The sequence below is a fragment of the Bradyrhizobium sp. WSM4872 genome (assembly GCF_055811715.1).
Genome location: NZ_JBVVPT010000004.1, coordinates 181280 through 198230, shown reverse-complemented (window position 1 = coordinate 198230; position 16951 = coordinate 181280). Strand labels below are relative to the sequence as shown.

General features: G+C 64.1%; 16 protein-coding genes. 10 read left to right on the top strand and 6 right to left on the bottom strand.

The annotated features are described in order from the left end of the window. From AC0L3C_RS08440 to AC0L3C_RS08425, 4 genes are all read right to left on the bottom strand, one after another. Positions 1 to 1113: an amidohydrolase family protein gene (locus AC0L3C_RS08440; protein WP_473407649.1), complete on the bottom strand. Its 1113-nt coding sequence runs from the start codon at positions 1111 to 1113 to the stop codon at positions 1 to 3. Between the two features lie 14 nt (positions 1114 to 1127). Next, positions 1128 to 2192, bottom strand: a complete 1065-nt coding sequence (locus AC0L3C_RS08435) for an amidohydrolase family protein (RefSeq protein ID WP_473407648.1) — start codon at positions 2190 to 2192, stop codon at positions 1128 to 1130. Between the two features lie 225 nt (positions 2193 to 2417). Next, complete coding sequence (locus AC0L3C_RS08430; protein ID WP_473265689.1) at positions 2418 to 2693, bottom strand: YiaA/YiaB family inner membrane protein; 276 nt, start codon at positions 2691 to 2693, stop codon at positions 2418 to 2420. Positions 2694 to 2731: 38 nt separating this feature from the next. Continuing rightward, positions 2732 to 3427 carry a PspA/IM30 family protein gene (locus AC0L3C_RS08425; RefSeq protein WP_473265688.1) on the bottom strand — a complete coding sequence of 232 codons (696 nt, stop codon included), beginning with the start codon at positions 3425 to 3427 and terminating at the stop codon, positions 2732 to 2734. Positions 3428 to 3529: 102 nt separating this feature from the next. Between AC0L3C_RS08425 and AC0L3C_RS08420 the strand changes: the two genes are divergently transcribed. The 3 genes from AC0L3C_RS08420 (at position 3530) to AC0L3C_RS08410 (ending at position 7418) form a co-directional block, all read left to right on the top strand. Next, positions 3530 to 4135, top strand: a complete 606-nt coding sequence (locus AC0L3C_RS08420) for a TetR/AcrR family transcriptional regulator (protein ID WP_473265711.1) — start codon at positions 3530 to 3532, stop codon at positions 4133 to 4135. A 112-nt stretch (positions 4136 to 4247) separates the two neighbouring features. Beyond that, the gene (gene hydA, locus AC0L3C_RS08415) at positions 4248 to 5702 is read left to right on the top strand and encodes a dihydropyrimidinase (protein ID WP_473407647.1); all 1455 of its coding nucleotides are present in this window, start codon (positions 4248 to 4250) and stop codon (positions 5700 to 5702) included. Between the two features lie 96 nt (positions 5703 to 5798). Beyond that, positions 5799 to 7418 carry an ABC transporter substrate-binding protein gene (locus tag AC0L3C_RS08410; RefSeq protein ID WP_473407646.1) on the top strand — a complete coding sequence of 540 codons (1620 nt, stop codon included), beginning with the start codon at positions 5799 to 5801 and terminating at the stop codon, positions 7416 to 7418. On the opposite strand, the gene AC0L3C_RS08405 is transcribed toward AC0L3C_RS08410, so the two are convergent. After that, a complete protein-coding gene (locus AC0L3C_RS08405; RefSeq protein WP_473407645.1) occupies positions 7415 to 8758 on the bottom strand; it encodes a glycoside hydrolase family 3 N-terminal domain-containing protein in 1344 nt (447 codons plus the stop codon). The genes AC0L3C_RS08410 and AC0L3C_RS08405 overlap by 4 nt on opposite strands. Before the next feature lie 187 nt (positions 8759 to 8945). Between AC0L3C_RS08405 and AC0L3C_RS08400 the strand changes: the two genes are divergently transcribed. Genes AC0L3C_RS08400 through AC0L3C_RS08390 form a run of 3 tightly spaced genes read left to right on the top strand, consistent with a single transcriptional unit; the run spans position 8946 to position 12743 of the window. Further along, positions 8946 to 10436: a DUF4153 domain-containing protein gene (locus tag AC0L3C_RS08400; RefSeq protein WP_473407644.1), complete on the top strand. Its 1491-nt coding sequence runs from the start codon at positions 8946 to 8948 to the stop codon at positions 10434 to 10436. Positions 10437 to 10455: 19 nt separating this feature from the next. Then, positions 10456 to 11160: a response regulator gene (locus AC0L3C_RS08395; RefSeq protein WP_473283571.1), complete on the top strand. Its 705-nt coding sequence runs from the start codon at positions 10456 to 10458 to the stop codon at positions 11158 to 11160. Continuing rightward, on the top strand, positions 11157 to 12743 hold the full coding sequence (locus AC0L3C_RS08390; RefSeq protein ID WP_473283573.1) for an ATP-binding protein: 1587 nt from the start codon (positions 11157 to 11159) through the stop codon (positions 12741 to 12743). The genes AC0L3C_RS08395 and AC0L3C_RS08390 overlap by 4 nt, the downstream gene beginning before the upstream one ends. On the opposite strand, the gene AC0L3C_RS08385 is transcribed toward AC0L3C_RS08390, so the two are convergent. Continuing rightward, on the bottom strand, positions 12740 to 12880 hold the full coding sequence (locus AC0L3C_RS08385; protein ID WP_007597071.1) for a hypothetical protein: 141 nt from the start codon (positions 12878 to 12880) through the stop codon (positions 12740 to 12742). The genes AC0L3C_RS08390 and AC0L3C_RS08385 overlap by 4 nt on opposite strands. 79 nt (positions 12881 to 12959) lie before the next feature. Between AC0L3C_RS08385 and AC0L3C_RS08380 the strand changes: the two genes are divergently transcribed. The 4 genes from AC0L3C_RS08380 (at position 12960) to AC0L3C_RS08365 (ending at position 16950) form a co-directional block, all read left to right on the top strand. Then, complete coding sequence (locus tag AC0L3C_RS08380) at positions 12960 to 13529, top strand: alpha-ketoglutarate-dependent dioxygenase AlkB (RefSeq protein WP_473407643.1); 570 nt, start codon at positions 12960 to 12962, stop codon at positions 13527 to 13529. Between the two features lie 230 nt (positions 13530 to 13759). Beyond that, positions 13760 to 14254 (top strand): hypothetical protein, encoded by a 495-nt coding sequence (locus AC0L3C_RS08375; RefSeq protein WP_473265680.1) that lies wholly within the window; start codon positions 13760 to 13762, stop codon positions 14252 to 14254. A gap of 133 nt (positions 14255 to 14387) precedes the next feature. Then, positions 14388 to 15317, top strand: coding sequence for an alpha/beta hydrolase (locus AC0L3C_RS08370; RefSeq protein ID WP_473265679.1), 930 nt, complete (start codon positions 14388 to 14390; stop codon positions 15315 to 15317). Positions 15318 to 15726: 409 nt separating this feature from the next. Next, positions 15727 to 16950 carry an ABC transporter substrate-binding protein gene (locus AC0L3C_RS08365; protein WP_473407720.1) on the top strand — a complete coding sequence of 408 codons (1224 nt, stop codon included), beginning with the start codon at positions 15727 to 15729 and terminating at the stop codon, positions 16948 to 16950. Position 16951: the final 1 nt, after the last annotated feature.

Sequence of the window (16951 nt, the reverse complement as noted above, 5' to 3'; positions counted from 1 at the left end):
TCAGAACTTGTAGACCGCGCGGGCATTGGTGCTGAAGATCTTGGTCCGCTCAGCTTCCGTCAGCGGCGTCTTGAAGGCGAAACGCGGATCGTCGAAATCCCAGTGCGGATAGTCCGACGAGAACAAGAGACGATCGATGCCGACCCATTCGATCAGCGAGCGCAAATGCCGGGCTTCGTCGGGTTCGTCGATCGGTTGTGTCGTGAACCAGAAATGCTCACGGACGTATTCCGACGGCTTGCGCTTGAGATGCGGCACCTCGCTGCGGAACCGCTCGAAATGCTGGTCCATCCGCCACACCGCGGACGGGATCCAGCCGAAGCCGCCCTCGATGAAGACGAACTTCAATTTTGGAAAGCGCTCCGGCACGCCCTCGATCACGAGACTGGCAAGCTGCGCCGCAATGGTGTGCGCGTTGGACTGGTGCTCCTCGACATAATAGGACGGCCAGCCGCCACCGGTCGGCGCATGCCCGCCATAGCCGCCGACATGGATGCCGAGCGGAAGACCTAGTTCTTGGGCACGCTCGTAGATCGGCCAGTAGCGGCGACGGCCGAGCGGCTCGTTGGCGCGTGGCGAGACGTTGATCTGGACGTATTCGCCGATTTTCGCGCAGCGTTCGATCTCGGCAATGGCGAGATCGACGCCATCCTGGCCGACCAGGATCGAAGCCTTCAGGCGCGGGTCGCGATGCGACCAGAACGCCAGCTGCCAGTCGTTGATGGCACGCTGGATCGCGGCGCCGAATTCGAGGTTCTGCTGCGAGAAGATGAAGAGATCGAGCACCTGCAAAATCCCGAACTCGACGTCGAGCGGATCGAGATGCTGCTTCTGCATGAAAGCGAGATCCGAGCCGGGCGGCCCGCCCGTCGGCGGCCAGGCGTCGCGCCGCGCGATCAACGGCGAGGAGCGTGGATAGGGCGTGGTGAACAGATAGGGCGTGCGCAAATGGCTGCCATATTCCTTCAGATGCTGCTGCCAGCGCTTTGGCAGAAACTCGTTGAGATCGTCGAACGAGTGCAGGCTCGGATGGACGTCGCAATCGACGATGCGCAGCCGCGTCGCGGCAGGCCTTTCCTCTTCTCGCAGCGGGCGGTCGATGACCTCACTCATGCGAAACCTCCGGTCTAGTTGGCGAGCGACAGCCGCGGAAATGTCTCCAGCGGGTTGTCGACGCACATCTTCGAGATGATTCTGCTCGGCAGGTTCGGCGGGATCGGATCGTCACCGTCGAACTGCCAGTGCGGATAGTCGGACGCGAACAGGAACATCTTCTCAGAACCGATCTGGTCGATGATCTCTTCGACGCTTCTGGCGTCGCCCGGCGCATCAAACGGCTGCATGGTGACGCGAAAATTGTCGCGAATGATCGCAGCCGGCTCGCGCTCGACCCAGGGCACCTCGACGCGCACCCCGCGCCAGGTCTTGTTGGCGCGCCACATGAAGGCCGGCAGCCAGCTCACGCCGGATTCCATCAGCACGACCTTGAGGTCCGGAAACTTGCCGAACACGCCCTCATAGATCAGGCTTAGGATCTGGGCCTGAAACGCCTGCGCCTCGACGAAGTAATATTCGTAGCGGTGCGACGGCCATCCGGCCGAGCTCGGCGCCTGCCGATATTGCGTGCCGGCGTGGATCGCGAGCGGCAGCTTGTACTTTTCCGCGAGCCGATAGACCGGCCAGAAATGCCGCCGTCCCAGCAGCGTCTCGCCCTGCGCCAGCACGAGGATCGAGACGAAGCGATGATCGCCGGCGCGGCGCTCGATCTCCTCGATCGCCAGATCCGGGTCCTGCATCGGCACCACGATCGAGGCGCGCAAGCGCGGATCGCGCGACAGCCACTCAGTCGCGATCCAGTCGTTGATCGCCTTGCAGAAGTCGGCCGCCATGTAGGGGTCGAACACGGCCTGCGCACCATACAGCACGTTGAGAATCGCGTGGCTGGCACCTAACTGCTCGAATGCGCCCTTCTGTACCATCGCAAGATCGGAACCAGGCTTTGCGCCGGTCGCCGGACGCCAGTCGGCGCGGCCGCTTAGCGGCATGCCGGGCGGATAGGAGGTGAGATCGAGCCCGTCGATGGCGCGGCTCACGACCTGCTCTTTCCAGTGATCGCTGAGATAGGGCAGTAGCGTCGTGCGCGTGCCACCAACCGCCGGGTGGATGTCGCAGTCGATCCGCGTCGCTGCCATGAGGTTCCTCGCCGAGACCTTGTAAGCACATCTTATTGGCGGCGTTGTTGTGCGCCGCCTGTGAAGACTGCCCCTGCCCGTGCTATTGCGCAAGAGCGCACGCCCGCGGGATCGTCATGGCTCTGTTGCATTTCGCAGGCGCGATATGAGGTGACGAAATGCGCTCCGGCGCCGAAGCAGCGGAGTGCATTGCTCCGCTGCTTCCTTGCGGATTGTCTATGCTTGTCAAGCCGCCTTGGAGACTTCCATCAGCAGACGTTCCGCCTTGGCATCCTCGATGCGGTTCACCATCCGGCTGCTTTCGTGATTGTCGCGGATGGTCTTGGTCAGAGTGACGCAGGTCTGGATCAGCATCACGATTCCCATGGTGAGATAGCCCTTCATCCAGAAATCGATCGGCAGGAAGAAGACGCCAACGGCGACGAGGAAGGCGGAGGCTGCGAAGGACACGTAAGTGAAGGTCACCCAGGCGCCGCTGTGGAGCTGGCCGTTCTGGTTCATGATGGTCTCCTGTTGGTTCGAATGATGATGGATTGGGATCAGACAGTCGGCGTACGCTTGGACCTCAACCGCGCCAGCACGTCGTCCGCGGTCGTCTTGAGCCGGAGGCCAAAACCCTGCTCGGCGAGTTTTTCGGCGGTGGCGAGCGGACCGGTGGCCGCATCGAGTTCGACCAGCGCGTCGTCGGCGGCCTGGGCTTCCATCTGCCGCTCACGAAGACGCCTCAAAGTGCTCTCCGCCTCCGGCAGCGTTGATTCGTAGGGACGTGCCGCCTCGATGCCGCTGCGGCGAAGCGAGCGCACCGCTTCCGAGGCACGGGCGACGCGGCGGCCGCGGTCGAGCTCGGTGATGCGGGCCTGCGCGCTTGCGACGTGCCGCTTCAGCCGGGCAATCTCGCTCGCGAACAAGGCGCGTGCCGTCAGCGCGGCATCGCGATCGGCCTCGAGGCCCGCGATGGCTTCGGCGGCGTCGTTGGCGAGATCCTCGCGGCCGCCATCGAGCGCCGCAACCGCGCGCGTCTCGAGATCGGCGATGCGGGTGACGGTCGCCTCGAGCTTGCGGCCTTCCTGCTGGTCCTGTGCGATCGCCAGCGCCAAGGTCCGTTTGCCGCGCTCGAGGGCGGCGGCCGCGTCGCGCATCTGTTGATCGAGGATCAAAAGGGCTGTCCGGTCTTCCAGCTCCTCGCCGGCGGCGGCCACGCTACCGCGGAAAAGTGTCACAACGGTCTTGAACATCTTAAGCTCCTTGTTATGAGCGTTGCTCACAGATGGTTTGTAGCAAGAAACTTGAACTTCGTTCAAGAAATATTTGAGCAACGCTCAGAAATTTGGTTGCAGATGACTAAGGCATTGGAACGCCGGGAGAAACTTCGATCCGATCTGATCCTGGCGGCGGAACGAATGATCGCCGACAGGGGACTGGCGGGCCTAAAAACCCGCGATCTCGCCAGCGAGATCGGCTGCGCCAACGGCGCGGTCTACAATCTCGTAGCCGATGTGGACGAGCTGATCCTGCGAGTCGGCTCGCGCACGTTGCACCGGCTCGACGAGGCCCTGAGCGCGGCGGAAGGCGCGGGCGAGCCGTCGCCTGAGAGGCTGGTCCGCATCGCCCTCGTCTATTGCGATTTCGCCGCGGAAAATCTCGAACTATGGCGTGCGCTGTTCGAGCACCGCATGGCAGCCGACAAGCCCCTCCCCGACTGGTCCATCGACGACCAGCTGCAGCTGTTCCGCCACGTCTCCAAGCCGCTGGCCGCGCTGTTTCCAAAACGCAGTCGGGAGGAGCTCGGCATCACCGCGCGCAGCCTGTTCTCGGCGGTGCATGGCATGGTGGCGCTGGGACTGGAGCAGAAACTGGTCGCGGTACCGCTGCCGGCGCTCCGGAAGGAAATTGCGGGCCTGGTGCGCGCGATGGTCGACGGACTGATCGCGCGGGCGGCGTAGATGCCGAGAGAACACGGCTCAACTGTCGGCGGCGCCTGGCTAAAATTTCACCTGTCGCATCGCATGCGGCGCGCTTAGCTTCGCGAGGATTACGCCTCTCTCCGGAGCTCCAATGCCCCTCCTCATCCGCGGCGGCACCGTCGTCAATCATGATCATTCGCGCCGGGCGGACGTGCTGATCGACGGCGCGACCGTCGTCGCGGTCGGGCAGTCGCTCGATGCGCCCACCGGCAGCGAGATCGTCGATGCCGGCGGCGCCTACGTTATCCCGGGCGGCATCGATCCGCACACCCATCTCGAAATGCCGTTCATGGGCACGGTCACCGCGGACGATTTCGAATCGGGAACCAAGGCGGCGCTGGCCGGTGGCACCACCATGGTGGTGGATTTCTGCCTGCCAGATCCTGGCCAGTCGATGCTCGCGGCCTATCAGGAGTGGCGGCACAAATCCGAGAAGGCGGCTTCCGACTACGGCTTCCACATGGCGGTAACGTCGTGGTCGAAGCAGATCCATGACGAGATGGAGACCGTGGTCAAAACCTACGGCATCAACACCTTCAAGCACTTCATGGCCTACAAGGGCGCGCTGATGGTGAACGACGACGAGCTCTACAACTCGTTCGCTCGCTGCGCCCATCTCGGCGCCATGCCCGTCGTGCATGCGGAGAACGGCGACGTCGTCGCCCTGATGCAGGAGGCGCTGATCGCGCGCGGTGTCACCGGGCCCGAGGGACACGCTTATTCACGACCGCCGGAGGTCGAGGGCGAAGCCACCAACCGCGCCATCATGATCGCCGACATGACGGGGACGCCGGTCTACATCGTGCACACGAGCTGCCGCGAAGCGCATGAGGCGATCGCGCGCGCACGTGCGGCGGGCAAGCGCGTCTATGGCGAGCCGTTGATCCAGCATTTGCTGCTGGACGCCGGTGAATATCGGAACAAGGACTGGGATCATTCCGCGCAGCGCGTGATGTCGCCGCCGTTCCGCGACAGGTCGCATCAGGATAGTCTTTGGGCCGGTCTGCAAGCCGGCTCGCTGCAGGTGGTCGCGACCGACCACTGCGCCTTCACCACCGAGCAGAAGCGGTTCGGGCTCGGCGATTTCAGAAAGATCCCGAACGGCACCGGCGGCCTCGAAGATCGCCTCGCGCTGCTGTGGACCGCCGGTGTCGCTACGGGGCGGCTGACGAAAGAGGAATTCGTCGCGGTGACCTCGGCGAACATCGCCCGCATCCTCAACATCTATCCGCGCAAAGGCGCGGTCGCCGTGGGCTCGGACGCGGATGTCGTGGTTTGGGATCCCAAGGCGAGCAAGACCATCAGCGCGAAGCGGCAGATGAGCCGGATCGATTACAACGTGTTCGAGGGCTTTTCCTGCACCGGCGGACCGGCGGCGACGTTGTCTCGCGGCCGAATCGTCTGGAGGGATGGCGATCTCCGCGCCGAGGCCGGCGACGGGCATTACGTCGAGCGCCCGGCGTTCTCACCCGTGCATGTCGCCAATTCCACCTGGAAAGAGCTGACCGCCCCGCGCGCCGTGAGCCGCGGAGCGGTGACGCCGTAGGATTGAGGTCCGCGCAGGATGTGACGCCGTGAAGCGCGGGCGATGGCATGCGCCTTGCCTCTTAAGAGTGCAAATCTCTCAAGAGTGAGGCACCCCATGAGCGCATCATCATTCGAACTAAACCGCCGCGGCGTGCTCGGCGGCCTCGGCGCTGCCGGACTGACGACCCTCGCTCCGCGCTTTGCCTCGGCGCAGGGGCGCGCAGTGACGCTGCTGGTGGTGCAGGAGTTGGGCCCGAACTCGCTCGACATGCAGGGCGTCGGCTCGAACCAGACCGTGAACGGGCTGTCCTGGAATTGCTACGACCGCCTGCTGAGCTACGCCTCCAAGACGCTCCCCGACGGCACGCTGTCTTATGACCGCGAAAAGCTCGCACCTGAACTCGCCGAGAGCTGGGAGGTTGCCGCCGACGGCATGTCCTGCACTTTCAAATTGCGGAAGGACGCGAAATTCCACGACGGCACGCCGGTCACCGCGAACGACGTCAAATGGTCCTTCGACCGCGCGGTGAAGGTCGGCGGCTTTCCGACCTTCCAGATGTCGGCGGGATCGCTGGAAAAGCCCGAGCAGTTCGTCGTGGTCGACGACCACACGTTCCGCATCGACTATGTGCGCAAGGACAAGATGCTGCTGTTCAACGTCGCGGTGGTCGTGCCCTTCATCATCAACTCGGAGCTCGCGAAAAAAAACGCGACGGCGGAAGACCCGTGGGCGCTGGCGTGGCTCAGGAACAACGAGGCCGGCGGCGGCGCTTACAGGATCGAGAGCTGGAAGCCGGGCAGCGAGACCGTGCTGGCGCGCTTCGACGATTGGAAGAGCGGGCCTCTCCCGAAGCTCAAGCGCGTGATCGCGCGCGACGTCCCCTCCGCCGGCACCCGCCGCGCCATGCTGGAGCGGGGTGATGCGGATATCTCCAGCGGCTTCGCGCCGCGTGACTTCGAGCAGATCATTCGGGAGGGCAAGGTCAAGGTCTCGGGCGTGCCGATCCCGAATGCGCTCTGGTCCGTCGCGCTCAACGCGGCAAAGCCGCCGTTCGACAATGTGAAGCTGCGCCAGGCCGTCGCCTGGGCGATGCCTTATGAGCAGATCCAGAGCAGTGCGTTCTTCGGACGCGCCGTTCCGATGTATGGCGGAGCGGCGGACGTTTCAAAGCCAGTGTGGCCGCAACCGTTTCCCTACGTCACCGATCTCGACAAGGCCAAGGCGTTGATGAAGGAGGCGGGCTTCGAGTCAGGGCTGGAGACGACGCTGTCACTCGATACCGGCACCGCCACGGTCGGCGAGCCGACGGCCATCCTGATCCAGGAGAGCCTGGCCAAGATCGGAATCAAGGCGGCGATCGACAAGATTCCCGGCGCGAACTGGCGCACGACGCTGAACAAGAAGGAGCTGCCGCTCGCGCTGAATCGTTTCAGCGGCTGGCTCGATTACCCGGAATATTACTTCTACTGGAATTTCCACGGCGACAACTCGATCTTCAACATCTCCTCCTACCAGAATAAGGAAATGGACACGCTGATCGACAAGGCGCGGTTCGCCACGGATGCTGCCGAGTACGAAAAGGCCGTGAAGGATTTCATCGCGCTCTGCATGCGCGACGTTCCCGTCATTCCGCTCAACCAGCCGATCCACGATGTCGCCATGCAGAAGGCCGTCACCGGTTACGAGTTCTGGTTTCATCGCGAGCCTGACTACCGGCAGTTCGCGAAGGGCTAGTTTTGGCGGGCGACGCTGACGGTGCGTGAGGCGGCTCGCGCCTGCTCGGACGGGAAACCTTGCGCGAGCCGCGCTTCGCTTGCGCGCAGCATCGCCGTATCGAGCTTGCCCTGCCGCGATCCGTCCAGGGCGCAAGCGAAAATCCGGTAGAATTGCGCGCCGTCATAGGCGACCAGCAGCAGGTCGACGCCCGCGTTGATGGCCTCGACCACGGCCTGACAGACGTCGTGCTGGTAGATCGCGCCCATCACCAGATCGTCGGTCATGACGACGCCCTGGTAGCCCCATTTGTCGCGGATGATCCCCTCGACGACACGCCTCGAATGCGAGGCGGCGCGATCGGGATCGACGGCCGTGAGCGTGACATGCCCGACCATGAGCGCGCTGTGCGAATGCGACAGCACCTCCCGGAACGGAAGCCAGTCGGTTGCCTCCAGCTCCTTCACCGGCGTGTCGAGATTGGCGCTGAAATGATGCGTGTCGGCGCGCACGCGCCCGATGCCGGGAAAATGCTTGAGCGTGGCGCCGACGCCGGATTCTTCCAGCCCGCGTACATAAGCGCTCGCGATCGCGGTGACGACGGCTGGATCGGTCGCAATCGCGCGCTGACCGATGAGTGTGTGAAAGTCGAGGCGATTGCGCCGGCCCGGCGGCTTGAGATCGAGCACCGGCGCGAGATTGAGGTTGACGCCGAGCCGGGCGAGGTCACGGCCGTGGATGCGGCCGAACTCGGCCGCTTTGGCTTGCTGGTCATCGGGGGCAAGGCCGGCAAGCGTCGCCAGCGCGGGCAGCTTCGTCAGCGGCGGCGCAAGGTGCCCGACGATGCCACCCTCCTGGTCCGCGGCGACCACCAGCGGCGGCAGGCCGGCGGCTTGCCGCTTGTCCTGGAGCGCCGCGATCTCGGCACGCAGCGCCTCCACGGTCCGGCCCCGGATGTTGTGCCGGGTGACGTAGATACCGCCGATCAAGCCTTGCTCGGCGAGGCGCGCGACCTCCGGGAAGGAAGAATAGCCGACCATGAAGTGAGATCCGAGCCCGCGTGCTTCGGTGGCGCTCGCCCCGAGAACGCCGTGCTTGCGCAGTTCAAATTTCAGGTGCGCCGCCGACATCAGGAGCGGCGGAACGCACCAGAGCATGACGAGCAGCTTGCCCGGGATGCTGCGCCAAAGCCCGCGACGCAGCAGCACGATGAAGATTACGACGCTTGTGACGACAAGTGCGATATTTCCAGCGCCGCGCAGTACGAGCAGATAAGGATCGTTCTTGTTCGCGGCCGCGAACGCGACGGGAGGCGCGGCAAGCCAGAGCAGAATGAGACCGATGCGGTTGAGGGATTGCATGATGCGTCACGTCCAATGTGATGAACGCATCGCACCTATCAAAGCGACTTGCGCCGCGTAAGGACCAAAAGCGCGCCTGCACATAATCTGCAAAAGACTCCTGAACTCGTGCAGACGACAATCCCGCCTTCTGCACAAACGACGTTCAGACTTCGTGATGCCACCCATCACGAAAGGTCATTTGAACATGACGAGCCTGGCTTCGACGATAGCAGCGGACCTCCAGCCGATCAGGCCTTCCTCCATTCTTGCCAAGCTTGGCCTCGCACTGGCACTGGTTGCGCTCGCCGACTGGCTGTTCTATGGCCCGCGTATCGGGCTATCGCTGACGCTCTTTGCGATCGCGACGGCTTGCGTGTCGGTGCTGTTCAATCATGCGGCACTGGACCTGCGACGCGACATCACCAGCATGGCCATTCTCGTCGCCGGTCTCGTGCCGGCGACAGAGGAGCTCAACACGCTGTCCTTCCTGATCCTCGTCGCGGCGCTGCTAATGGCACTGCTGCTCGCAACTAATTCGAGGACGACGGACCTCGCGGACCGCGCCCGGGCGCTACGAAACTTTGTCCTGTTTGGTCCCTTCAGGGTCTTCCCCGAAGCGCTTCAAATCTTCAACATGTCGACACTCACTCGGAGCATCGCACTCTGGCTTCTGCCTGCCGCGCTGAGCACTGTGTTCATCGCACTGTTCGCCGCAGCCAATCCGCTGATCGAGCAATGGGTGTTCCTGCTCAATCCAAAGCTCATCCTCGACTATGTCAGCATCCCGCGTGTGCTGTTCTGGACCATGATGCTGTCGCTGGTCTGGCCGTTCATCCATGTGCGCTGGCGGCGCAGGACGATTGTCACCACGACTATCGCCGATATCCCCGTGCCGCCGCCGCTGCAGTCGCAAGTCTCAGCTGAGTTTCTGGGCCCCTCCACCATCCTGCGCTCGCTGATCCTGTTCAATCTTCTGTTCGCGGCACAATCCATTCTCGACGGCATCTATCTCTGGGGGCATGTCGCGCTGCCGGCCAACATGACCTATGCGGCCTATGCTCATCGCGGCGCCTATCCGCTGATTGCGACCGCGCTGCTCGCCGCCGCCTTCGTGCTGGTGACGATGCGCCCGGGCGGTCCGGCGGAGAAATCGAAGATCATCCGGCCGCTGGTCTATCTCTGGGTGGGACAAAACGTCCTGCTAGTCGCCTCCTCCATCCTTCGCCTCGAACTTTACGTCGACATCTACATGCTGACCTATTGGCGAATCGCAGCCTTCATCTGGATGGGGCTAGTGGCGCTAGGGCTGATCCTGATCGTCGCCCGTATCGTGCTCGACAGGTCCAACCAATGGCTCGTCGGCGCCAATCTGATCGCGTTAACGATCGCGCTGTATGGCTGCTCGCTGATGAACTTCGATGCGTTCATCGCCGACTATAATCTGAGTCACAGCAACGAGATCTCGGGTAAGGGCTTGAGCATCGACGCCAACTATCTCCTCACACTCGGGCCGCAGGCGCTGCCTGCCATCGACAAGGTCATCGCTCATCGCCCGGGCGACAACTGCCTTGTGTCGCGGCGCGATCGGCTTGTAGAAGTCCAGCGTCAGGATCTAGCCTGGCGGAGCTGGAGCTTCCGGGGCTGGCGGCTTCAGCGCAGGCTGGACGCGCTGGCGAACGATCAGCCGGTGGGTTGACGAGGCAGCGGAGAGATTCTTGGTGCATCGCATTCTCATCGTCGACGACGAAGGCCATATCCGCGAGGTCATCCGCGTCGCTTTGAAGAAAGCCGGCATGGACGTGATCGAGGCGCGCGACGGCAAGGAGGCGCTGACCCGCTTTGCCGCCGACAGGCCTGACCTGATCGTGCTCGACATCGGCATGCCCGAATTCGACGGCCTCGATGTCTGCCGGGAAATCCGCAAGAGCTCCGACGTGCCGATCCTGTTCCTGTCGGCCCGCGACGAGGAGATCGACCGCATTCTCGGCCTCGAGATCGGCGGCGACGACTACGTGACGAAGCCATTCAGCCCGCGCGAGCTGGTGGCGCGGGTCAACGTCATCCTGCGCCGTCTCAGCCCGCGCAATGGCGAGGCCAAGGCGGGGCCGTCGGCACTCGCGCAAGGCGGCCTGCTGATCGATGCCGAGCAGCATGTCGCGTCGTTCGCCGGCACACCGCTGAAGCTGACCGCGATCGAGTTCGGCATCTTGCGCGCCTTCCTGACCCGGCCGACCTCGGTGTTCAACCGCGAGCAGCTGATGCGGGCGGCCTACCAGCTCAACATCCAGGTCTCCGACCGCACCATCGACAGCCACATCCGCAACATCCGCGCCAAGCTCGCGGCGCTGGCCTGCGACAACGTCATCGAGACCATCCACGGCGTCGGTTTCAAGCTCGGCCGCTGCGAGAAAGAGGCATGAGCGCGGCGCCGGACAAGTGGCGGCCCTCGCTCACCCTCGTGATCTTCACGGTGCTGGCGACCGTCGGCGTGCTGCCGCTGGTCGGCCTGTTCTTCTTCCGTCTCTACGACAACCAGCTGATCCGCCAGACCCAAGCCGAGCTGATCGCGCAGAGCCGCGTGCTCGCGACGATCTATGCGCAGGAAGTCGCAGCAAAGCTCGATAGCGGCCTCACGCTCGGTGCGGAGGTGCCGTCAGGCGTGCTGCCTGATCCGGGCGACCAGGTCACGCCAATCCGGCCCGCGCTCGATCTCACCGCCAACGACCTGCTGCGGCGGCGACCCGAGGCGCTGACGGCGGCCCAGCCGGCGCAACCCGGCTATGTCGAGATCGGCGCAAGACTGACGCCGATCATCCGCGAGACCCAGAAGGTGACGCTGGCGGGCTTTCGCATCCTCGATCCCCAAGGCGTGGTGATCGCGGGGCGGCAGGAGATCGGGCAATCGCTCGCCCACATCGAGGAGGTCGCCGACGCGCTGCACGGCCAATACCGCGCCACGCTACGCAACCGCGTGCCCGACAAGCCGCCGCCGTCGATCTATTCCTTCAGCCGCGGCCTCGGCGTCCACGTGTTTTCGGCAATGCCTGTTATCGTCAACAACCGGGTTGCGGGGGTGATCTACACGACGCGGACCCCAAGCAACATCTTCGACCATCTCTACCAGGAGCGGGCCAAGTTCGTGCTGGCGGGGCTTGCCGTGATTCTCGGCACGATCGCCATTGGCCTCGTATTCTCGCGCACCATCACGCTGCCGATGCGCGAGCTGATCGATCGCGCCACCAGAATAGGCCGCGGCGACCGTGAGGCGTTCAGGCCGCTCCGGCATTACGGTACGCGCGAGTTCGCGCAGCTCTCACACAGCTTCCTCGGCATGGCCGAACAGCTGGCGCGGCGCTCGGACTATATCGCGACATTCTCGGCCCATCTCACCCACGAACTGAAATCGCCGCTGACCTCGATCAAGGGCGCCGCCGAGCTGTTGCAGGATTCGGTTCAGGGCAAAGCGGGCAGCCTGACGCCGGCCGAGCAGGAGACGTTCATCGCCAACATCCTGTCCGACACCCATAGGCTGGAAGCGATGGCGCAGCGGCTGCGCGAACTCGCGCGTGCCGAAAGCCTGCCGCAAAACGAGCGCACGGAATTGGCGCCCGTGATTGCCGACCTCAGGAGCCGGTTTCCCGTGAGCTCAATCGAGGCCAGCGGCAGCCTCGACCTGATGATCGGCATGTCAGCTGAGAAGGCGCTGATCGTGCTGTCGCATCTCGCCGACAATGCGATGCGGCACAAGGCTGGGACCATCAGGCTGGAGGCGATCGACGAGCGCACGACCCTGCGTCTGACGGTAAGCAATGACGGCGAGCCGATCTCGGCGCCGAACCGCGACAGGATCTTCGACGCGTTCTTCACCACCCGCCGCGACCAGGGCGGCACCGGGATGGGGCTGGCGATCGCGCGCGCAGTCATGGCGAGCCATGGCGGCTCGATCAGGCTCAAGCCGACCGATCGGGGCGCAGCGTTCGAGCTGCAGTTTCCAATGGGCTAGATCGCGAACACCCAGGCGGCGACGATGGTGCCGATGGTGACCAGACCGGCGATGGTCCAGCCGGCGGCGTATTCCAGCTCAGGATGACCGGTCGCCCGCATGATCTCTGCCGGATCGGCGGTATGCTTCTCTGCCATGACAGCCTCGCACGTTACTTTCCGCGTCATATGTAAGTCGCATCGGCCGCTATTAGGTTCCATCACGGAAATGCGAGGAATGACGCAGCTTGGTTTGTTCGCCAATCCGCAAGCAGGGCCTGCCGGCCTTCGCTACATCGAAGACTTCGTCGAGGCCGCCGTCGAGCAGGCGCTCATCGGCCGCATCGCAGCATTGCCGCTCCAGCGCTTCCAGTTCGGCGCCTTCGAGGGCAACCGCCGGGTGGCGGCCTTTGGCTATCGCTACGACTACACATGGCAGCGGCTGGCCGAGGCCGAGCCGATCCCGGATTGGCTCCTCCCCATCGCGCGGCAGGTCGAGGCATGGGCGGGCATCGCCAGCGGCAGCGTGCGGCAGGTGCTCTGTACCGAATACGAAGCTGGCGTCGGCATCGGCTGGCACCGCGACAAGCCGCATTTCGACAAAATCCTCGGTCTGTCGCTGGGCTCGTCCTGCAAATTCCGCTTCCGCCGCCGCAGTGGCGACAAATGGGAGCGCCACACGCTCGAAGCCCGGCCGCGCTCGCTTTACATGATGGACGGCGAGGCGCGGTCGCAATGGGAGCACAGCATCCCGCCGGTCGAGGCGCGCCGCTATTCCATCACCTTCCGGACGATGAAGCAGGCCTGACCGGCCGGCCAAACAAAAAACGTGAAAACAACCCCATGCACAGTAGAACGGCCGTGTCGGCGCGAGGCTCGGCCTCGCGACATAACCGTTTGACACCTCGGGGCAAAACAGCCGCACCGCGCAAAGGCGCAAGCCCCGGCGAACTTGCCTTCTAATTGGCGTTTACATGCTAAGCTGGTTCCACGCGCCGCGCGGGAGGGAAGCCGCGACTGCAGGTCCAGGGAGGCAAGATGAAAGCCGGTCGATTGATCCTCGCTTGCGCCCTCGTTGTCGCAACCGCCCCCGGCTTCGCCGATGCATCCGACGCGACGGCTGCAAAAGTCTCGGGCTCGACGGCGCTGGCGCTCGCGGGGGTGATCGCGCCGCTGTCGTCGGTGCTGTCCGGCGCCGAGAAGAAGGCGATGGCGATGCTGTTCGCCGCCAACAGCGACATTCCCTACAAGAAGCCGATCGTGGTGACCGCCGATCGAATCGTCTGTCGCGCCGGCAATGTCGACATCACCGTGCGGAACTGCGAGGTCACCTTCGGCAAGAAGACCAGGACGGTGAACGGCTCCACGGCCAGCGAGATCTTCGCCACCGAAGCCTTGGCCGGCATTCCGCCCGACGGCGCCGCAGGATCGAATTTCGAGAGCCTGACCAAGCTGAGCTGCACGATCGACCCCAATGCCATCCGCCGAAAGGACGGCACCGGGGCGGATTGCACCTTCCAGCCGGGAAATTGATCCACGCGCGGAGACGAGCCGGGAGAACCATGGGTGCCGTGAAATCGCCTCATGACCAGCTAACTAATAAGGCGAATTGAAAAGACGGGCCAAACGCGCGAGCCCATATCGGGCACGCAGGGCCAACACCGACATGAAGAATTTCCTCGCATTTTTTCTGATCCTGGGCGTGACGGCAGCCTCCGCGCACGGCCCCCTACCGATGTGGCCGGCCGCGCCATCCGACGTTGTCCGGGTCGGCCTCACCGACAACGACACCACCGCGGGCGGCACCGCGCGGCTGTGCGAGCAGGTCACCTTCTCGCGCGGCCTGCGCTACGGCGAGAGCGAAGCCAATGTGCTCGATGTCGCCACCGCCACGACCAAGGCGGATACGCCGCGGCCGGTGCTGCTATTCGTGACCGGCGACACCTTCACCGGCGACCGCGCCGCGCCGGAGCTGTCGCGGCAGATCCAGGACCAGGCCATGTGCTTTGCTGCCCGCAACGACATGATCGGCGTGCGCGTCAACTACCGGCTGGCGCCCTCGGCGACGTGGCCGGCGGGTGCGACCGACGTAGCGGCGGCGCTGTCCTGGGTCCACGGCAATATCGACCTGTTCAACGGCGATGCCCGCGAAATCGTCGCGGTCGGCTACGGCGCCGGTGCCTTCCATGTCGCCACCCTGCTGGCCCATCCCGAACTCCAGACCGACCGCGCCGATGTCGCGGCGGTCGTGCTGGTGTCCGGGGTCTACCGCGCCGGCAAGGACGCGAGCGATAGCGAGAAGGCCTATCTCGGCAGCGACGCCAGCCAGTACAACAAGCGATCGGTCTTTCCCGGCATCCTCAATGTCGACGTCCCGATCGTGCTGGCCTGGGCCGCGGATGATTCCGCCGGCATCACGGCGCAGGGCGAAACCCTGAAGAAGACGCTCTGCGGCGCCGGCCATTGTCCGCGTAGCGCGCTGCTGCGCAGCCGCGACGGCATCGCGAGCGCCTTCGGCCTCGACGGCTCCGGCGACAGCCTCGCCGAACCGACGCTGCTGCTGGTGCATCAGCTCGAGGCGCGCGGGCTGCCGTAGAGGTTTGCCTGCCAGCCGTACGGCTAAGACACACGCCTTTTGCTGGGCTACCCCTCTCCCCCGCCCTCCCCCACAAGGGGGGAGGGAGCGCAGTGTGCCCCGGGTGAAAATAGGGCTCACCAGCTCGATGAGCTCAGAGAGTTAAAACCAATTGTGATCACCTGAAGCAGCGATACGCACAACTGCGTTCCCTCCCCCCTTGTGGGGGAGGGTTAGGGAGAGGGGTGCCACACGGGGACTCTCTCGATCGTCGGCGCGTCAGCACGCCTGCCGCTTTCCGTCGGACTCAACAGGCGCCGCGTCGAAGCGCGCCATCCAGCCACAGCTTTGACAAACGCTTGACGTAGATCAACTCCTCTTGCTGCGGAGTGAGCCGACCTCGTTGGGGGCCAACGACAAGGTGTTGAGCATGGGCGTCACCGGCAGGATGCTGTTCGTTTCGATGATCGCGTTCGCGTCGCTCGGCGCGATGTCCGAGCAACGCGCCGATCAACCTACCGGCGACAACGAAATCCGTATCGGCAATGTCATGCCGTATTCGGGACCGCTCTCGGAGTTCGGCGCCATCGGCCAGGCGGAAGCCGCCTATTTCGACATGATCAACGCGCGCGGCGGTATCAACGGCCGCAAGATCCGCTTCATCACCCGCGACGACAATTCCGACCCGACGACCGCGCTGGAGCTGACCCGCAATCTTGTCGAGAAGGACGACGTGCATCTGATGTTCGGCTCGTTCGGCACGCCGGGCAATCTCGCCGCGCGCTGGTATCTGAACGCGAAGAAAATTCCGCAACTGTTCGTCGCCTCCGGCGACGAGGAGCTGAGCCAGGCCAAGGCGTTTCCCTGGACCATGGGTTGGCAGCCGTCGTTCCGCTCGGAGGGGCGCATCTATGCCAACTATCTCCAGGCCTATTATCCCAGGAAGAAGATCGTCGTGCTCTGGCAGAACGACCAGTTCGGGCGCGCGCTTCTCAAGGGCATGGAGGAAGGTCTTGGCGATCTGAACCGTCTCGTCCTCGTCGACATCGCCTTCGACATTGCCGATGAGCATCTCGACGGACACGTCTCGATCCTCAAGCGCGCCGGCGCCGATATTTTCGTCTTTCTCGGCGTGCCGTCGACGGCGTCCAAGGTGATCAAGCTGGCGGCGTCACTGAAATGGCGCCCGGTCTTCATCGTCAATGACGCCTCCGCCTCGATCGCCAACGCGATGGCGCCCGCAGGCCTGGAGAATTCCTCCGGCGTGATCTCGGCGGCCTTTCTGAAGGACCCGAGCGATCCCGCATGGAAGGACGATCCCGCCATGAAGGACTGGTTCACTTTCATGGACAAGTACCATCACGACGAAAGCACCAACAGCAGCGCTGCACTCTTTGGCTACGCCGCGGCAGAGGCCCTGACGCAAGTGCTGAAGCAGTGCGGCGACGACCTCTCGCGCGAGAACATCATGCGTCAGGCGGCTTCGCTGAGGAATTATCAGCCTTCGGTCGCGCTGCCCAACATCAGGATGAACACCTCGCCGAACAGCTACCTGCCGATCAGGCAGATGCGGCTGGTCCAGTTCGACGGGCGCTCGTGGCAGCCTTTTGGCGAGGTGATCGAGACGGCGTTTACGGAAGGCGCGGCGCGGTGAG